The 16,061-nt window shown below is 65.7% G+C and carries 16 protein-coding genes; 6 read left to right on the top strand and 10 right to left on the bottom strand.

Annotation, left to right across the window (positions count from 1 at the left end; genetic code table 11):
- From ACSFA8_RS21500 to ACSFA8_RS21470, 7 genes are all read right to left on the bottom strand, one after another.
- Window positions 1–435: FAD-dependent oxidoreductase (locus tag ACSFA8_RS21500; RefSeq protein WP_435481502.1), on the bottom strand; the 435-nt coding region annotated here is incomplete at its 3' end.
- Between the two features lie 36 nt (window positions 436–471).
- Window positions 472–1,356: a GAF domain-containing protein gene (locus ACSFA8_RS21495; protein WP_435481501.1), complete on the bottom strand. Its 885-nt coding sequence runs from the start codon at window positions 1,354–1,356 to the stop codon at window positions 472–474.
- Window positions 1,353–1,790, bottom strand: coding sequence for a globin family protein (locus ACSFA8_RS21490; protein WP_435481500.1), 438 nt, complete (start codon window positions 1,788–1,790; stop codon window positions 1,353–1,355). The genes ACSFA8_RS21495 and ACSFA8_RS21490 overlap by 4 nt, the downstream gene beginning before the upstream one ends.
- 26 nt (window positions 1,791–1,816) lie before the next feature.
- Window positions 1,817–2,644: an ABC transporter ATP-binding protein gene (locus ACSFA8_RS21485; protein ID WP_435481499.1), complete on the bottom strand. Its 828-nt coding sequence runs from the start codon at window positions 2,642–2,644 to the stop codon at window positions 1,817–1,819.
- Window positions 2,645–2,705: 61 nt separating this feature from the next.
- Window positions 2,706–3,626 carry a nitrate ABC transporter permease gene (gene ntrB / locus ACSFA8_RS21480; RefSeq protein ID WP_435481498.1) on the bottom strand — a complete coding sequence of 307 codons (921 nt, stop codon included), beginning with the start codon at window positions 3,624–3,626 and terminating at the stop codon, window positions 2,706–2,708.
- Window positions 3,627–3,637: 11 nt separating this feature from the next.
- Complete coding sequence (locus tag ACSFA8_RS21475; protein WP_435481497.1) at window positions 3,638–4,882, bottom strand: CmpA/NrtA family ABC transporter substrate-binding protein; 1,245 nt, start codon at window positions 4,880–4,882, stop codon at window positions 3,638–3,640.
- A gap of 313 nt (window positions 4,883–5,195) precedes the next feature.
- Window positions 5,196–6,455 carry a nitrate- and nitrite sensing domain-containing protein gene (locus tag ACSFA8_RS21470; RefSeq protein ID WP_435481496.1) on the bottom strand — a complete coding sequence of 420 codons (1,260 nt, stop codon included), beginning with the start codon at window positions 6,453–6,455 and terminating at the stop codon, window positions 5,196–5,198.
- Window positions 6,456–6,545: 90 nt separating this feature from the next.
- Here ACSFA8_RS21470 and tsaD point away from each other — a divergent pair, with 90 nt between their 5' ends.
- Window positions 6,546–7,583 carry a tRNA (adenosine(37)-N6)-threonylcarbamoyltransferase complex transferase subunit TsaD gene (gene tsaD, locus ACSFA8_RS21465; RefSeq protein WP_435481495.1) on the top strand — a complete coding sequence of 346 codons (1,038 nt, stop codon included), beginning with the start codon at window positions 6,546–6,548 and terminating at the stop codon, window positions 7,581–7,583.
- 6 nt (window positions 7,584–7,589) lie between these two features.
- Here tsaD and ACSFA8_RS21460 read toward each other — a convergent pair whose 3' ends face one another.
- From ACSFA8_RS21460 to ACSFA8_RS21450, 3 genes are all read right to left on the bottom strand, one after another.
- On the bottom strand, window positions 7,590–8,189 hold the full coding sequence (locus ACSFA8_RS21460; protein ID WP_435481494.1) for a phospholipase D-like domain-containing protein: 600 nt from the start codon (window positions 8,187–8,189) through the stop codon (window positions 7,590–7,592).
- Window positions 8,190–8,196: 7 nt separating this feature from the next.
- Window positions 8,197–8,904, bottom strand: a complete 708-nt coding sequence (locus ACSFA8_RS21455) for an alpha/beta hydrolase-fold protein (RefSeq protein WP_435481493.1) — start codon at window positions 8,902–8,904, stop codon at window positions 8,197–8,199.
- Between the two features lie 184 nt (window positions 8,905–9,088).
- Window positions 9,089–9,463, bottom strand: a complete 375-nt coding sequence (locus ACSFA8_RS21450; protein ID WP_435481492.1) for an Hsp20/alpha crystallin family protein — start codon at window positions 9,461–9,463, stop codon at window positions 9,089–9,091.
- Between the two features lie 133 nt (window positions 9,464–9,596).
- Between ACSFA8_RS21450 and ACSFA8_RS21445 the strand changes: the two genes are divergently transcribed.
- From ACSFA8_RS21445 to ACSFA8_RS21425, 5 genes are all read left to right on the top strand, one after another.
- Entirely contained in the window at window positions 9,597–10,892 is a 1,296-nt protein-coding gene (locus ACSFA8_RS21445) for a branched-chain amino acid ABC transporter substrate-binding protein (RefSeq protein ID WP_435481491.1), read from the top strand.
- Between the two features lie 21 nt (window positions 10,893–10,913).
- A complete protein-coding gene (locus ACSFA8_RS21440) occupies window positions 10,914–12,068 on the top strand; it encodes a pyridoxal phosphate-dependent aminotransferase (RefSeq protein ID WP_435481490.1) in 1,155 nt (384 codons plus the stop codon).
- A 90-nt stretch (window positions 12,069–12,158) separates the two neighbouring features.
- The gene (gene rpsO / locus ACSFA8_RS21435; RefSeq protein ID WP_007837783.1) at window positions 12,159–12,425 is read left to right on the top strand and encodes a 30S ribosomal protein S15; all 267 of its coding nucleotides are present in this window, start codon (window positions 12,159–12,161) and stop codon (window positions 12,423–12,425) included.
- A 206-nt stretch (window positions 12,426–12,631) separates the two neighbouring features.
- Window positions 12,632–14,974: a polyribonucleotide nucleotidyltransferase gene (pnp, locus tag ACSFA8_RS21430; RefSeq protein ID WP_435481489.1), complete on the top strand. Its 2,343-nt coding sequence runs from the start codon at window positions 12,632–12,634 to the stop codon at window positions 14,972–14,974.
- A gap of 90 nt (window positions 14,975–15,064) precedes the next feature.
- Entirely contained in the window at window positions 15,065–16,060 is a 996-nt protein-coding gene (locus ACSFA8_RS21425) for an NAD(P)H-quinone oxidoreductase (RefSeq protein WP_435481488.1), read from the top strand.
- Window position 16,061: the final 1 nt, after the last annotated feature.

Raw genomic sequence — 16,061 nt, 5'->3', positions numbered from 1 at the left:
GGTCTCGATCATGTAGTCGGTGTCGGCAATGTCGCGGTAGGCGATCACGCCCTTCAAGTCCTTGCCGGGCACCGGCAGCATGAACGGGTTGGAGCCGGTGCACATGAGCAGCCGGTCATAGCCCGCCTCGGTCACGCTGCCGTCCTTGCCGGTCGCGCGCACGATGCGCTTGACGCGATCCACCTCGGTCACGGTCTTGCCCGCGTGCAGCGTGATGTGGTTCTCTGCATACCACTCCCAGCTGTTGAGCACGATCTCCTCCACCGTCTGCTCCCCGGCCAGCACCGGCGACAAGAGGATCCGGTTGTAGTTCGGATGCGGCTCGGAGCCAAACACCGTGATCTCGTACAGATCCGGCGCAATCTTGAGCAGCTCCTCCACCGCACGAACTCCGGCCATGCCGTTGCCGATCAGGACGAGTTTCATTTTTTTCATCATGGCATTCCCGAATGAAGAGTGATCAGAACGTGATCAGAAGTGGAGGGCCATCACCGCGGTGACGCGGCCTTGCGGCGCGACGGGGATCGCGATCATCGGTTCGAGCACCGAGGGCCGGCCGGTCGCAAAGGCCTGGCCCAGCGGGTTCGCCGCATCGCCGCCCACGTCGACGATTTCCGACTCGCCGAGCACGCCATCGGCCTCCGAGAAGCCGAAGCTGCGCACCAGCTTGGTGCCGCTCACATCAGGCTCCCAGATCTCGACGCGGCGTGCGATCGGGGTCGCCAGCGCCGACAGAAACGCCATCACATAATTCGAGCCGTCGATGGTCGAGCACGGAATCGCAAAGCCGCGATTGATGCCGACCTTGACCGCGCCATCGGCGCGCAGAAAGCCCGAGCCCTTGCCCAGATCCCGCAGGAACACCGGCCTGTGCTGCTCCCAGGCCATGCCCGGCAAGCCGGTGCCGCGGCGGAACGCAGTGGCGCGCGAGATGAACTCGAAGGTATCGCCCGTGGTGCCGTAGTAGCCGTCGACCAGCGTCATGTCTTTCGACTCTTCGGGGTCGTTGCCCCAGAGTTCGATCGCGCCGGCATGCTCGGCGTCGTCGCCGCAGAAGATCACCATCACGGCGCTCAGGTCGGCGCCCTTGAAGATGGGCACCGCGATGCCGCAGGTGAGGCCCTCGGCCTTGGCCGCGGCGGCGCGCCGGAAGTACGAACCCTCCAGCTCTTTCAGCACGATCGGGTGGCCGGCGTCCCAGGCCTGGCCCGGCAGGCCTTCGCCGCGGCCGAAGCAGAGGTCCCTGCTGATGGCGGCAAAGCGCGTGGCCGCACCGAACAGGCCACCGCCGAACTCGAGCAGGCTGCGATCCTGGCTGGGCACCCAGTATTCGATGACGCGGATGAAGGTCTTCACGCGAGCGACTCCTTCGTCTGGGCCGGCAGCTCGGCCGCGGCGGCGATCATGACGGCCGACAACGTGCCGTACGCTGTTTCCCACGCCAGGCGCACGTCCGGCGTGAAGTCGGCGCCCAGGCCCTTGTCGAGCGTGTCGATCAGCGCCACGCCGACCACCGCGTAGTGCGCCGGCTGCGCACCGTAGGCCACGTGCCGCTCGGCCAGGCGCTGCGCCACCGGCACCAGCGCGTCGAGCTTGTCGAGCTGCCGCGTCACGCTGCCCAGCATGGTCATGAGCTTGCGGCCCTGTTCGACCATGTCGCCCTTGAACAGGCCGCGCACGCCGGGCGCCAGTTCGAACAGCCGTGCGTAGAACAATGCGGCGGCCTGCTCGGAAATCGGCGCCACCTTGGCGAAGCTGGATTGCACCAGCTCGATCTGATTGGGTGTCATCGAGAGCTCCTGGTGGGGTGTTCGGCTCAGGCGGCTTTTTCGACGTGGCCTTGCCGCGTGTACAGGAAATCGATCACGGCCTTGCGGTAGTGCACGTAGTTGCGGTCTTCCGCGAGTTCGACCCGGTTGCGCGGGCGCTGCAGGCTGACGGTGAGCACCTCGCCGATGGTGGCTGAGGGGCCGTTGGTCATCATCACGATCTTGTCGGACAACAGCACGGCTTCATCGACGTCGTGGGTGACCATGACAACCGTGCTCTGCGTCTTCTGCACGATGGCCAGCAGTTCGTCCTGCAGGCGCGCGCGGGTCAGTGCATCGAGCGCGCCGAAGGGCTCGTCCATCAGCAGCACCTTGGGCTCCATCGCGAGCGCGCGGGCGATGCCGACACGCTGCTTCATGCCGCCCGAGATCTCTCCGGGGCGCTTGTTCGTGGCGGGCGTGAGCCCGACCAGCGCGAGCGCCGCATCGGTGCGCGCCTTGAGCTGTGCGCGGCTCTCGGTTGGTGCAAACACGCGTTCCACACCCAGGAAGATGTTCTCGTAGCAGGTGAGCCAGGGCAGCAGCGAGTGGTTCTGGAAAACCACCGCGCGCTCCGGGCCTGGGCCGGCAATTTCCTTGTTGGCGCACAGCAGCGCGCCATGCGTCGGCTTGGTCAGGCCGGCGATCAGGTTCAGCAGCGTCGATTTGCCGCAGCCCGAGTGGCCGATGAGTGCGACAAACTCGCCCTTGGCGACGGTCAGGTTGATGTCGCGCAGCGCCTGGAAGCTGCCCTTGGGCGTCTTGAAGGTCTGCTCGACGCCCTGAACGTCGATGAACTTCCTGTCGAGCTTGTTCGGCAATGTTTCGATGCTCATTGGAATACCTCCGTGTTGCGCACTGCGGTGCGAGCTTGCTTGGGGCGGGCCGGCGCGGCGTTCATGACTTCACCTCTTCGAACGTGAATGCGGTAGCGATCTTGATGAGCGCGAATTCGAGGATCAGACCGACGATGCCGATCACGAAGATCGCGATGATGATGTTCTTGACGTTGAGGTTGTTCCACTCGTCCCACACCCAGAAGCCGATGCCGACGCCGCCGGTCAGCATCTCGGCCGCGACGATCACCAGCCAGGCGGTGCCGACCGCAAGGCGCACGCCGGTCAGCATGTAGGGCAGCACGGCGGGGAACAGGATCTTGGTGAGGATCTTCCACTCGCTGAGGTTGAGCACCTTGGCGACGTTCATGTAGTCGCTCGGCACGCGCTGCACGCCGACGGCGGTGTTGATGATCATTGGCCAGATCGAGCAGATGAAGATGGTCCAGATGGCGGCCGGGTTGGCGCCCTTGAACACCAGCAGGCCGATCGGCAACCAGGCCAGCGGCGACACCGGGCGCAGCAAGCTGATCAGCGGGTTGAACATGCGCGACATGAACTCGAAGCGGCCGATTGCAAAGCCGGCCGGAATGCCGACCAGCGCCGCCAGGCCGAAGCCCAGCGCCACGCGTTGCAGCGACGACAGAACGTTCCAGCCGACGCCCTGGTCGTTCGGCCCGTTGCTGTAGAACGGATCGCTGAACACCTTGACCGCCTGCAGCCAGGTTTCGTAGGGGGCGGGGAAGGTGCCCGCACTGCGGATCGCGATCAGTTCCCAGATCAGCACCAGCACGCCGAAGCCGGCCAGCGGCGGCAGCACGCGCATCCAGAACCAGCGCAGGTCGAGCGGAGCCCGTGGCCGGGGTTCATCGGCTTTCGGAGTTGCAGTGCCCGCGGTGCTCACCGAAGACACAGTCGGCTTGGCGGCGACGGGGGGCGACGCGGCGGCGTCGAGCGGGTTGTGGAAAACGGCACTGACCATGGTCATGCTCCTCAGGCCTTGATCTTGAATCCGTCGGCATACGCCTTCGGGTTCTTGCCGTCCCAGACGACGCCGTCCATCAGCTTGCTGCTGCGCATCGAGTCCTTGGGCACCGGCGTCTTGCTGGCCGTGGCGGCCTGCTTGTAGATGTCGATCTGGTTGATCTCGGTTGCCACCTTGAGGTAGTCCGGGTGATCCTTGAGCAAGCCCCAGCGCTTGTGCTGCGTCAGGAACCACATGCCGTCCGACAGGTACGGAAAGGTGGCGGCGCCGTCGTTGTAGAACTTCATGAAGTTCGGGTCGTCCCAGCTCTTGCCGAGGCCGTTGGTGTAGCGGCCAAGGATGCGCTGGTTGATCGCGTCGACGCTGGTGTTGACGTAGCTCTTCTCGGCGATCGTCTCGGCCATCTTGTTCTTGTTCTGCAGCCCGGTGTCGATCCACTTGCCGGCTTCGAGGATCGCGGCGGTCACGGCGCGTGCCGTGTTCGGGTACTTCTTGGCGAACTCGGCCGTGGTCCCCAGCACCTTTTCAGGGTGATCCTTCCAGATGTCCTGCGTGGTGATGGCGGTGATGCCGATGCCGTCCATGATGGCGCGGTGGCCCCAGGGTTCGCCGACGCAGTAGCCGTCCATGTTGCCGATGCGCATGTTGGCCACCATCTGCGGCGGCGGCACCACGATCGACTTGGCGTCCTTGATCGGGTTGATGCCGTTGGCGGCGAGCCAGTAGTTGAGCCACATCGCGTGCGTGCCGGTGGGAAAGGTCTGGGCAAAGGTGTATTCGCGCTTGTCCGAAGCCATCAGCTTGGCCAGCGAGGGGCCGTCGATCGCGCCCTTGTCCGCGAGCTTCTTGCTGAGCGTGATGGCTTGACCGTTGTTGTTCAGGGTCATGAGCACGGCCATGTCCTTCTTGGGGCCGCCGATGCCGAGGTGGACGCCGTAGACCAGGCCGTAGAGAACGTGGGCGAAATCGAGGTCGCCGTTCACCAGCTTGTCGCGCACGCCCGCCCAGCTGGCTTCCTTGCTCGGCACGATCTTCACGCCGTATTTCTTGTCGATGCCGAGCACCGAGGCCATGACCACGCTGGCGCAGTCGGTGAGCGGAATGAAGCCGATCTTCACTTCCTCCTTTTCGGGCTTGTCCGAGCCCTGGGCCCAGACCGCGGCGCGCAGCGCAGGGTTGATTCCCACCGCAGCGACAGCGGCGGTTTGAAGGACGGTGCGTCGGCTCAGCTTGAATTTCAGCGCATCAGTCATGGGGGCGAACTCCGGTCAAAAAAGAAGAGGCGAAAAACAAAAAGGCGTCCTCACCGCGCACGGCCGGCTCGAGCCGGGCCAGTACGGGGTAAGGACGCCTTTGTCCTGTTCGGTGGGCGACACCCGCCATTGGGTGCCACCTGCCTGCAGACCTTCGTCGGTCTATGCCAAGACTGAAAGCAAGCTGCGTGCCAGCTGATATTGGGTGCGAGCTGCTATCAAATTAATAGCTGTCGGGGCCCGTGGCATTGGCGCTGGAGGCTGATCCAGCTCAGACCTTGGGAGCGGCACTCCTATTGTGCAGCGCACCAATTCAGGTGCTGCCGGGCAGGAATTCGGCCATGGACAGCACCGATTCCGCCACGTCGACGAGGCGGCGGTTCTGGTTCATTGCTGTCTGCCGCAGCATCTTGTGAGCCTCTTCCTCGGTCATCCGGCGGTGCGCCATCAGCAGGCCCTTGGCGCGCTCGACCAGCTTGCGCTCGTTGAGCGTGGCGCGCACCGTGTCGAGCTCGTCGCTCATGGCCTGCAGCCTCTGCGATTGCTCCTGCAACATGTCGAGAATCGAGCGCTCGAGCTGGTGCCCATAGGGCGCGGCCGGCGCCAGCTCGGGGTCGTCGAAGAAGGTGGTGGCCCGCGCGGTGTGCACGGCGGTGTCGGCCACCAACTGGTCGAGCAGGGCCTGGTGCGTCTCCGCCTCGGCACGGGCCTCGGCGATCTTGCCGGCGCACAAGGTGCGCAGGTCGGCTGCCAGCCGTTCTTCCACCGCCTTCATCGCATCGATGCGCAGCGAGCAGCAGTCGAACCAGTTGGTGCTGAGTTCGCGGTCGAGCGCAGCGCCGGCGGGCGCCGAGTGCGCGACGCGGCGCAGCCGCTCGAGTTCGGCCAGTTCGGCCGCGGGCTGGTTGTGGCGCCAGACCTCGGTCAGCGCCGGGCCGGCGAAGTCGGCGAACACGTTGAAGCAGCGTTCCTGGGCCGTGATGAGCTGCAGCCATTGCTGCTGGCGCAGCGGGTCGTTGCGCCCTTCGACAAAGGCTGCCGCACCGCAGGCGCGCTCCTGGCCCGCGAATTCCTTGCCCTGCATGAAATTGAACATGGCAGCGAGCAGCCGCGAGATTTCGGGGTCAGTGGCGCCGTCGGCGGCCTCGAACACCACGGCGAGCAGGCCGGCGATCAGCTTGGCAAACGCCGCGGTGGCGTCGGCCGCGCCCAGTTCCAGTGCACCAACGCGGCGTCGCAGCACGGGCAGGGCGTCCAGCCCGGGCAACACCCAGGCGATGCGGCTGAACAGGCGGGTGCCGTTACCGACGCGGCGGCCCTCGGTTTCGAGCCGGTCGAAGCCGGTGCGCACGTCGTGTTCGAGCCGGATGCATTCGCCGATCTGCGCGCTGCGCTGCTGCGCATAGCGCTGCCCCTGCGACGCCAGCAGCACGTTGGAGAGCCCGCGCTCGCGTTGCAGCGCGTGGACCAGGCGCCCGATCGTGCCGACCAGCTCGCTGGTGCGCGCGAGCTGATCCAGCTCGTCGATTTCGCATCGGCGGGCCGCGACAAGAAAGCTCAGTCCGGATTTCATCGTGTTAGGGGGCGAGGGCGCCTGCCGTCTGTTGGAAGGATATCGAGCAACATCCGTGCCCCGAAAGTGTGCGCCCCCTAAACTCGCCCTATGCTTGTTCTGGGAATCGAATCGTCGTGCGACGAAACCGGCGTGGCCCTCGTCGAGTCGCAGGGCGGCGCTACGCCGCTGTTGCGCGCGCATGCGCTGCACAGCCAGATCGCGATGCACCAGGCCTACGGCGGCGTGGTGCCGGAACTGGCCAGCCGCGACCATATCCGGCGCGTGCTGCCGCTGGCGCAGGCGGTGTTCAACGAAGCGGGCCGACATCTGGCCGAGGTTGACGTGGTGGCCTACACGCGCGGCCCGGGTCTGGCCGGCGCCCTGCTGGTCGGCGCCGGGGTGGCCTGCGCGCTGGGTGCTGCGCTCGGCAAGCCGGTGCTCGGCGTACACCATCTGGAGGGGCACCTGCTCTCGCCGTTTCTCAGCGCCGACCCGCCCGAGTTTCCGTTCGTCGCGCTGCTGGTGTCAGGTGGCCACACCCAGTTGATGCGGGTCGACGGGGTGGGGCGCTACGAAATCCTGGGCGAAACCATCGACGACGCGGCGGGCGAGGCCTTCGACAAGAGCGCCAAACTCATGGGCCTGCCGTACCCCGGCGGCCCGTGGCTCGCCAAACTGGCGGAGCAGGGCGACCCGGCCGCATTCAGGTTGCCGCGCCCCCTGCTGCACAGCGGCGACCTCGATTTCTCGTTTGCCGGGCTCAAGACAGCCGTCATGACGCAGGCGAAAAAGCTCGGCGAAGAACTGGAGGCCCGCAAGGCCGACCTGGCCGCGTCGACGCAGGCGGCCATCGTTGAAGTACTGCTGAAGAAAAGCCTGGCCGCGCTCGACGCGACCGGCATGCGCCGGCTCGTCGTGGCCGGTGGCGTGGGCGCCAACCGCGATCTGCGCCGGCAGCTCGATGCCGCCTGCGCGAAGCGTGACGTGCGGGTGCACTACCCGGAGCTGCATTTGTGCACGGACAACGGCGCGATGATCGCGATGGCGGCTGCCATGCGGCTGCAAGTGGGCGTGCAGCAAGCCTCCGCGCGCTACGCCTTCGACGTCAAGCCGCGCTGGCCGCTCGATGCGCTGGCGGGGGCCTGAGGCGGCCTATTCCGCCTTCTCGCCGGCCGCGCCCTCCGCATCGAAGGTCATGCCCGGCCGGTAGCGCTCCGATTCGCGCTCGAGCCGCTGGAACTCGCGCCCATAGGTCTCCGCGAGCTGCGGCCAGCGCCGGAACAGATTGAAGTTTTCAGCGTTCTGCTGCGCACCTGCACGGGTGAAATTCATTGAGCCAAAGCCGACCGTTCCCGCATCGAGCACTAGAAACTTGTGGTGCATCACCGGGTAGCGTGCGTTGATCCAGAGCGGCACGCCGCGGTTGTGAAAGAAAGTGGCGCTGGAATACCGCTGCGTGACCTGGGAGCGGTCGAGCAGCACCCGTACGTCGACCTTGCGCGCGTGCGCCTCGTCCAGCGCCTTTGCCACCACCGACGAGGTGAAGAAGTAGCCAGCAACCCACACGCGGGTTCGGGCGCCGGCAATCGCGGCGGCAATGGCGCGGTCGGTGTTCGCGCCGGGCGAGAAAAACACCTCGGCCGTTGCGTGGGTGTCCGGCGACGGCACGGCGATGACCTCGGCCGCATGCAGCGGCAGCGCCAGCGCGGCCGCCGCCAGGGCCAGCGGGACAGATCGGAGGAAGGGGCGCACTATGGGTTCAGGCGTCCACGGTCATCAGTACGGGCGTCGTGCTGTGCACCGGCAACGGCAGTACGTCGAGTATCTGGCGCCAGAGGTCAGCCCACTGCGGCCAGTCGTGGCCGCCTTCCGTGGTGAACACGTGGCCTTCGGGCAACACCTCGGCCAACAGCCGGTGGTTCGATGCGAAGCGGTCGCTGAGGCCGTAGCCCAGGTACAACGGTGGCATGTGCCTGGAGGCTCCGGGGTCGGCATATTGCTGCAGCCAGGGCCAGAGCTTGCGGTCGGCCTCGTCGTCGGGCGGAGGGCCGTCGGGCGCCCGCCACGCACGCAGGCCGCCGGCCTTCAGAATTTCGGCGCCGAGCGGTCGGCGGCCGAGGTAGGGCGCCAGGGCGACGATGCCATCGACACGTCCCGGACGCGCCAGTTCATGGATCAGCGCGCCGAAGCCGCCGATCGAGATGCCGACCAGCCAGATCGATTTATAGCCCCTTGCGCGCTGGGGTTCGATCACGCCCGCATGCAGGCGCTCGATGAAGGATTGGTCGTAATAGTAGGAGACGTTGGCGTCGACCAGCATCACGTCCGCCGCGAGATCGCGTTCGCGCACCGCGCTCACGAAGCCCTCGTGCTCGAAGTCTTCCAGCTTCAGAAAGGCGCCCGGCAAGAAAACGAGCAAGGTGTCGGCGCGCGCGCCGGGACTGGCTGCCTGCAAATGCGTTTTCATCGGGCCTGCTTCAAGGAAAAACATCAACTTGAGCGGGTGATACCGGTATCAAGTCGACGCGCATATAAGAAAAAAGTATTTGAAAAAGGGTTACTGAATGCAGGGACTGTTCGACCCTATTGTCGCCTGCCACGCAAAAAAGGCCGGCAACAAGAAGTTACCGGCCCGTTGTTTTCGGAGCCGATTACTGTATCAACAGCTCGACCTTGGTGCTTGCGGGGATGCGCTTGCCGAGCTTGAGCGTCAGCACGCCATTCGCCAGTCTGGCTTCGCTGGCGGCGGCGTCGATATCGAGCGGCAATTCGTAGGCGGCCTTGACCTGGCGCGCGGCTTCGGCCTTGCTCTCGATGCGAACCACGGCGCCTTCGATGCTGATGCCGAGGTCTTCACGCGACAGGCCGGGCACGTCGAGCGACAAGGTCCAGCTGGTGTCGTCCTGTTCAACCTTCACGCCCGGGCGCGCGGTCGAGGCGCTGGAGAAGGCCTGGTTGACGAAGCGCTCGAAGCTCCGGTCGTGGAAGCGAGGGGAGAAGGTGCGAACTGCGGGTGCAAAGAACATGATGAACTCCTGAGTCGAATGAAAGATGGGGACGAGGGGGACAAGAATGTGTGTCCCTTACACTGCGCGGCCTTTCCATCAATGCGTGCCACATGCCATCTCATCTAGGCATCTGCAGGCGCGTTTCAAGAGCATGAATCTCCCCGATATTTCGCGTCGCCGGGTCTTGAAATCCGGTGCGCTGGCGCTAGGCAGCGTGCTCACGGCATCGGTGGCTTTGCCGCTGCATGCACAGGCCGTGCAGCCGATCCGGCTGGCGCTGGTCGAAAGCATGAGCGGCCCTTTCGCCAACACCGGCGAGGCGGTGTTTCGCAATCTGCTGTGGGCCGTGGAGCGGGTCAACGCGCGCGGCGGCATCAAGCTGCCGGGGGGCGCCCGACCGCTGCAGCTCGACCGCTACGACAGCAAGGGCCAGAACGAAGAGGCGCTCTCAGCCTTGCGCGCGGCCCTGGACGATGGGGCGCGCATCGTGCTGCAGGGCAACTCGTCGGCCACAGCGGCCGCGCTGCTCGACGCGATCGACAAGAACAACGAGCGCGACCCTTCGCGCCGCGTGATCTTCCTCAACTACTCGGCGGTCGATCCGGTGCTCACCAACGAGCGCTGCAGCTTCTGGCACTTTCGGTTCGACGCGCATGCCGACATGCGCGTGACCGCACTGATGGAGGTGATCAAAGACGACGCCGCGCTCAAGAGGGTCTACCTGATCGGTCAGGACTACAGCTTCGGCCAGGCGGTGCTGCGCGAAACGAGGCGGCAACTCGTCCAGCTGCGGCCAGACGTGCAGGTGGTGGGCGACGAGTTGCATCCGATGGGCCGCGTGAAGGACTTCTCTCCTTACGCGAGCAAGATTCTCGCAAGCGGTGCACAGGCCGTGGTCACCGGCAACTGGGGCAACGACCTCACGCTGCTGGTGAAGGCGGCGCGCGAGGCCGGTTACCAGGGCAAGTTCTACACGTTCTACGGCAACGCGCTCGGTGCGCCCGCGGCGATCGGCGAGGCCGGCATCGGCCGCGTCGCGGCGGTGGCCGACTGGCTGCCAAATGTGCAGACGCCGGCGTCGGAAGCGTTCTACCAGTCGTTCCGCGCGCGCTTTCCAAAGGCGGCCGACGACTATGTGCATATGCGCATGCAGTTGCTGGTCGAGGCGCTGGCGCAAGCGCTCGAGCGCGCCGCGAGCACCGACGCGGTGCCGGTGGCGCGGGCGCTCGAATCCGCCGATGTCACGCTGGCCGGCCAGCGCGGCCGCATGCGCGCCGCCGACCACCAGTTCCAGCAGCAACTGGTGGTCGGCGTGATGGACAGGCAGGGCGCACCCGGCGTGAAGTTCGACGTCGAAGGATCGGGCTACGGCTTTCGAGTGGTCAAGACCATCGAGGCTGCACGGGCCGAAATGCCCACCATCTGCCGGATGCAGCGGCCCGCCTGAGACCCCATAGAGAATCGACCGATGCGCAACGCCATCCACAACCTCGAAGCCTCCAAAATCCGTGAAGTCGCCAATGCCGGGCTGGGACGCGACGACGTGCTCGCGTTCTGGTTCGGCGAAAGCGACGAAATCACGCCTGAGTTCATCCGCCAGGCCGCGATCGATTCGCTGGCCCGAGGCGAGACTTTCTATTCCCACAACCTCGGCCTGCCCGAACTGCGCGAATCGATCGCGGCATACACCAGCCGCCTGCATCCGCGCGTCGACGCGGGCCGCATTGCGGTCACTTCGGGCGGCGTCAACGCGCTGATGCTTGCGGTGCAGGCGCTGGTCGATGCCGGCGACGAGGTGGTGGCGGTCACGCCGGTCTGGCCCAACCTCACAGCCCAGCCGGCGATCCTAGGCGCCACGGTGCGTTGCGTGCCGCTGGTGGCCAGGGAAGGCGAATGGGCACTCGACCTCGACGCGCTGCGCACGGCGGTCACCGCCGCCACCCGGCTGCTGATCGTCAATGCGCCGAACAATCCCACCGGCTGGACGATGACGCCGGACGAGCAGCAGGCGATCCTCGACCACTGCCGCGGCACGGGCACCTGGATCCTGGCCGACGAGGTTTACGAGCGGCTGTACTACGAGCCGAGCCCGAACGGCTGTGCGCCGAGCTTTCTCGACATCGCCACGCCGGAAGACCGCCTCGTGGTCGTTCACAGCTTCTCCAAGAGCTTCCTCATGACCGGCTGGCGGCTCGGCTGGCTGGTGCTGCCGCCCGCGCTGATGGACGGCATGGGCAAGCTGATCGAGTTCAACACCTCCTGCGCCAGCGTGTTCACCCAGCGCGCCGGCGTGGTGGCGCTCGCGCGCACCGACGAAGTCACGCCGCGCGTGGTGGCGCACCTGAAACAGTGCCGCGACACGCTGGTGCCGCTGCTCGCGGCCGTGCCGGGCGTCAAGGTCGCGCCAGCCCGCGGCGGGATGTACGCCTTCTTCCAGCTCGACGGCTTCGATGACTCGCTGGCCGTCGCCAAGCGCCTGGTGACCGAAGCCGGCCTCGGCCTGGCCCCCGGAAATGCCTTCGGCCCGGAAGCCCAGGGCTGGCTGCGTTGGTGCTTTGCTTCCAAGGAGCCGCAGCGGCTGGTTGAAGGGGTGAATCGGCTGACGCGCTGGCTCGGGCTATAATCGACGGGCTTTGCTTTTTGGCAATCCGCACGGTGCGTGCAGTTCCAGCGCACACCGCAAGTCAAACATCCCGGAACAAGGAAACCAACCATGATCGCAGCCTCCATCAAGGCCGAAGTCGTCAAAGACAACGCCCGCGCCGCCAACGACACCGGCAGTCCTGAAGTGCAAGTCGCACTGCTGACCGCCCGCATCAACGAGCTCACCCCCCACTTCAAGACGCACGCCAAGGATCACCACGGCCGTCGCGGCCTGCTGCGCATGGTGAGCCGCCGCCGCAAGCTCCTGGACTACCTCAAGTCCAAGGATGCCGACCGTTACACCGCGCTGATCGCCAAGCTGGGCCTGCGCAAGTAATTCGAATCGCATGCAAAAACGCCTGAGTTAGTCCACTAGCTCAGGCGTTTTTTACTTCGTGAACCCTTTTCGGAGTGCAAAACAGAGCGAAGCTGTGTCATTCCAATGAAGTTCGAGCCGAACTGCATTGGAATGGCATCGTGTTCTGAGAGCGCTCCAACCGCCCGCGGGGACTGTGTGCCTCGCTATCAAAACAGGAGCAAAACATGAGCCTCTTCAACAAAATCACCAAGTCCTTCCAATGGGGCGACAAGACCGTCGTTCTGGAAACCGGTGAAATCGCGCGCCAGTCCGGCGGCGCCGTCATCGTCGACATCGAAGGCACCGTGGTGCTGGCCACCGTGGTCGCGTCCAAGACCGCCAAGCCCGGCCAGGACTTCTTCCCGCTGACCGTCGACTACATCGAGAAGACCTATGCCGCGGGCAAGATCCCGGGCAGTTTCTTCAAGCGCGAAGCCAAGCCGAGCGAACACGAAACGCTGACCAGCCGCCTGATCGACCGCCCGATCCGCCCGCTGTTCCCCGAAGGGTTCCTGAACGAAGTGCACGTGGTCATCCACACGCTGTCGCTCAACCCCGAAATCGATGCCGACATCGCGGCCATGATCGGCGTCAGCGCTGCGCTGTCGATTTCCGGCATTCCTTTCAGCGGCCCGATCGGCGCTGCCCGCGTTGGCTACATCAACGGCCAGTACGTGCTCAACCCCGGCCAGACCGCGCGCCGCGATTCGCAGATGGATCTGATCGTCGCCGGCACCGAAGCTGCTGTGCTGATGGTCGAATCCGAAGCCCTGCAACTGTCCGAAGAGATCATGCTCGGTGGCGTGGTGTTCGGCCATGAACAAGCCAACATCGCGATCAACGCCATCCACGAACTGGTGCGCGACGCCGGCAAGCCAGTGTGGGACTGGCAGCCGGCTGCCAAGGACGAGGCTTTCATCGCCAAGGTCAATGGCCTGGCCGAAGAAAAGCTGCGCGCGGTCTACCAGATCCGCAGCAAGCAAGCTCGCACGCAAGCGCTGCGCGAAGCCAACGCCAGCGTGATGGCGGCACTCAAGGACAGCGGCGAGCCCTTCGAAGCGGGCAAGGTCAACGACCTGCTGTTCGAGATCGAAGCCAAGATCGTGCGCAGCCAGATCCTCGAAGGCGAGCCCCGCATCGACGGCCGCGACACGCGCACCGTGCGCCCGATCGAGATCCGCAATTCGGTGCTGCCGCGCACCCACGGCTCGGCGCTGTTCACCCGCGGTGAAACGCAGGCCCTGGTGATCACCACGCTCGGCACCGAGCGCGACGCACAGCGCATCGACGCGCTGATGGGCGAGTACGAAGACCGCTTCATGTTCCACTACAACATGCCTCCGTTCGCCACCGGCGAAGTGGGCCGCATGGGCTCGACCAAGCGCCGCGAAATCGGCCACGGCCGTCTGGCCAAGCGCGCACTGGTCGCGGTACTGCCGACCAAGGAAGAGTTTCCCTACACCGTGCGCGTCGTCTCGGAAATCACCGAGTCGAACGGTTCGTCGTCGATGGCTTCGGTCTGCGGCGGCTGCCTGTCGATGATGGACGCCGGCGTGCCGATGAAGGCGCACGTGGCCGGCATCGCGATGGGCCTGATCAAGGAAGGCAATCGCTTCGCGGTGTTGACCGACATCCTGGGCGACGAAGATCATCTGGGCGACATGGACTTCAAGGTGGCCGGCACGACCAACGGCATCACCGCGCTGCAGATGGACATCAAGATCCAGGGCATCACCAAGGAAATCATGCAGGTCGCGCTGGCGCAGGCCAAGGAAGCGCGCATGCACATCCTGGGCAAGATGCAGGAAGCCATGGGCGAGGCCAAGGCCGAAGTCTCGAACTTCGCGCCGCGCCTGACCACGCTGAAGATCAACCCCGAGAAGATCCGCGACGTGATCGGCAAGGGTGGCGCAGTCATCCGCGGCCTGCAGGAAGAAACCGGCACCACGATCAACATCGACGAGGACGGCACCATCACGATCGCCTCGACCGATCCGGAAAAGGCCGAATTCGCCAAGAAGCGCATCGAACAGATCACGGCCGAAGTCGAAATCGGCAAGGTCTACGAAGGCCCGGTCACCAAGATCCTGGACTTCGGCGCGCTGATCAACCTGCTGCCCGGCAAGGACGGCCTGCTGCACATCAGCCAGATCGCGCACGAACGCGTCGAGAAGGTGACCGACTATCTGAGCGAAGGCCAGATCGTGAAGGTCAAGGTTCTCGAGACCGACGAAAAGGGCCGCGTCAAGCTGTCCATGAAGGCGCTGACCGAGCGTCCGGCCGGCATGGAGTTTCAGGAACGTCCGCCGCGCGAAGATCGTGGCGATCGTGGCGATCGTGGCGATCGCCCGCCGCGTGGCGACCGCGCACCGCGCGGGGATCGTCCGCCGCGTTTCGAAGGCGAGCGCAACGATGCACCGCGCAACGAGCAGCAGCCCCAGCGCGAAGCAGCGCCGGCGCTGGCCGAACCGCAGCAGGGCGTGTATGCGGCGCGCGGCGAAGGCGACAACGGCGAACGCCAAGGCTGATCGCAACCGCAAGCGACGCCGCAAAGCGCCGCTTGTCATCTTTTTCATCGCAGCATCCGCCCACTGGGCGGGCTGCAGCCCGAAAAGACCATGAAAGCGATTGAAATCACTTCGTTCGGTGCCCCTGAGGTGCTGCGCGTCGCCGAGCGTCCCGCACCCGTCGCGGGTGCCGGCGAACTGCTGATCCGTGTCGCCGCGAGCGGTGTGAACCGGCCCGACGTGTTGCAGCGCATGGGCCACTACCCCGTGCCGCCGGGCGCGTCCGACCTGCCGGGCCTCGAAGTGGCCGGCGAGATCGTCGCGGGTGACGCGGCGGCGATGGCCGAAGCCGGCTTCAAGCTCGGCGACGCGGTCTGCGCGCTGGTGGCCGGTGGCGGCTATGCCGAGCTTTGCGTTGCGCCGGTGGTGCAGTGCCTGCCGGTGCCAAAGGGCTGGAGCGCAGCCGACGCGGCCAGCCTGCCCGAAACCTTCTTCACGGTCTGGAGCAACGTGTTCGAGCGCGGCCGGCTGCAGGCGGGCGAGACGCTGCTGGTGCAGGGCGGCTCGAGCGGCATCGGCGTGACGGCGATCCAGCTCGGCAGGGCGCTCGGCGCCCGCGTGATCGCGACGGCTGGCAGCGACAAGAAGTGCGCGGCGTGCCGCGCGCTTGGGGCCGACCACGCGATCAACTACAAGACCAGCGACTTCGTTGCGCAAGTGAAGCAACTCACGGATGGCAAGGGTGTCGACGTGATCCTCGACATGGTGGCCGGCGACTACGTGGCGCGCGAGATCGACTGCCTGGCCGATGACGGCCGGCTCGTGATCATCGCGGTGCAGGGCGGCGTGAAGAGCGAATTCAACGCCGGCCAGTTGCTGCGTCGCCGGCTCACCGTGACCGGCTCGACCTTGCGGCCGCGGCCGGTTGCGTTCAAGAGCGCCATTGCACGCGCACTGCGCGAAAAGGTCTGGCCGCTGCTCGAGCGTGGAGAGATCAAGCCCGTGATTCACAGCCGCTTTGCTGCTGTCGATGCGGACGGCGCGGTGCAGGCCCATCGGCTGATGGAATCGAACGAGCACATCGGCAAGATCGTGCTGACCTGGTAAC

This window comes from Variovorax nitratireducens (assembly GCF_051216545.1).
Taxonomy (GTDB): Bacteria; Pseudomonadota; Gammaproteobacteria; order Burkholderiales; family Burkholderiaceae_C; genus Variovorax.
Note: the sequence above shows the minus strand (reverse complement) of the source record. Positions and strands in the feature narration are given on the sequence as shown.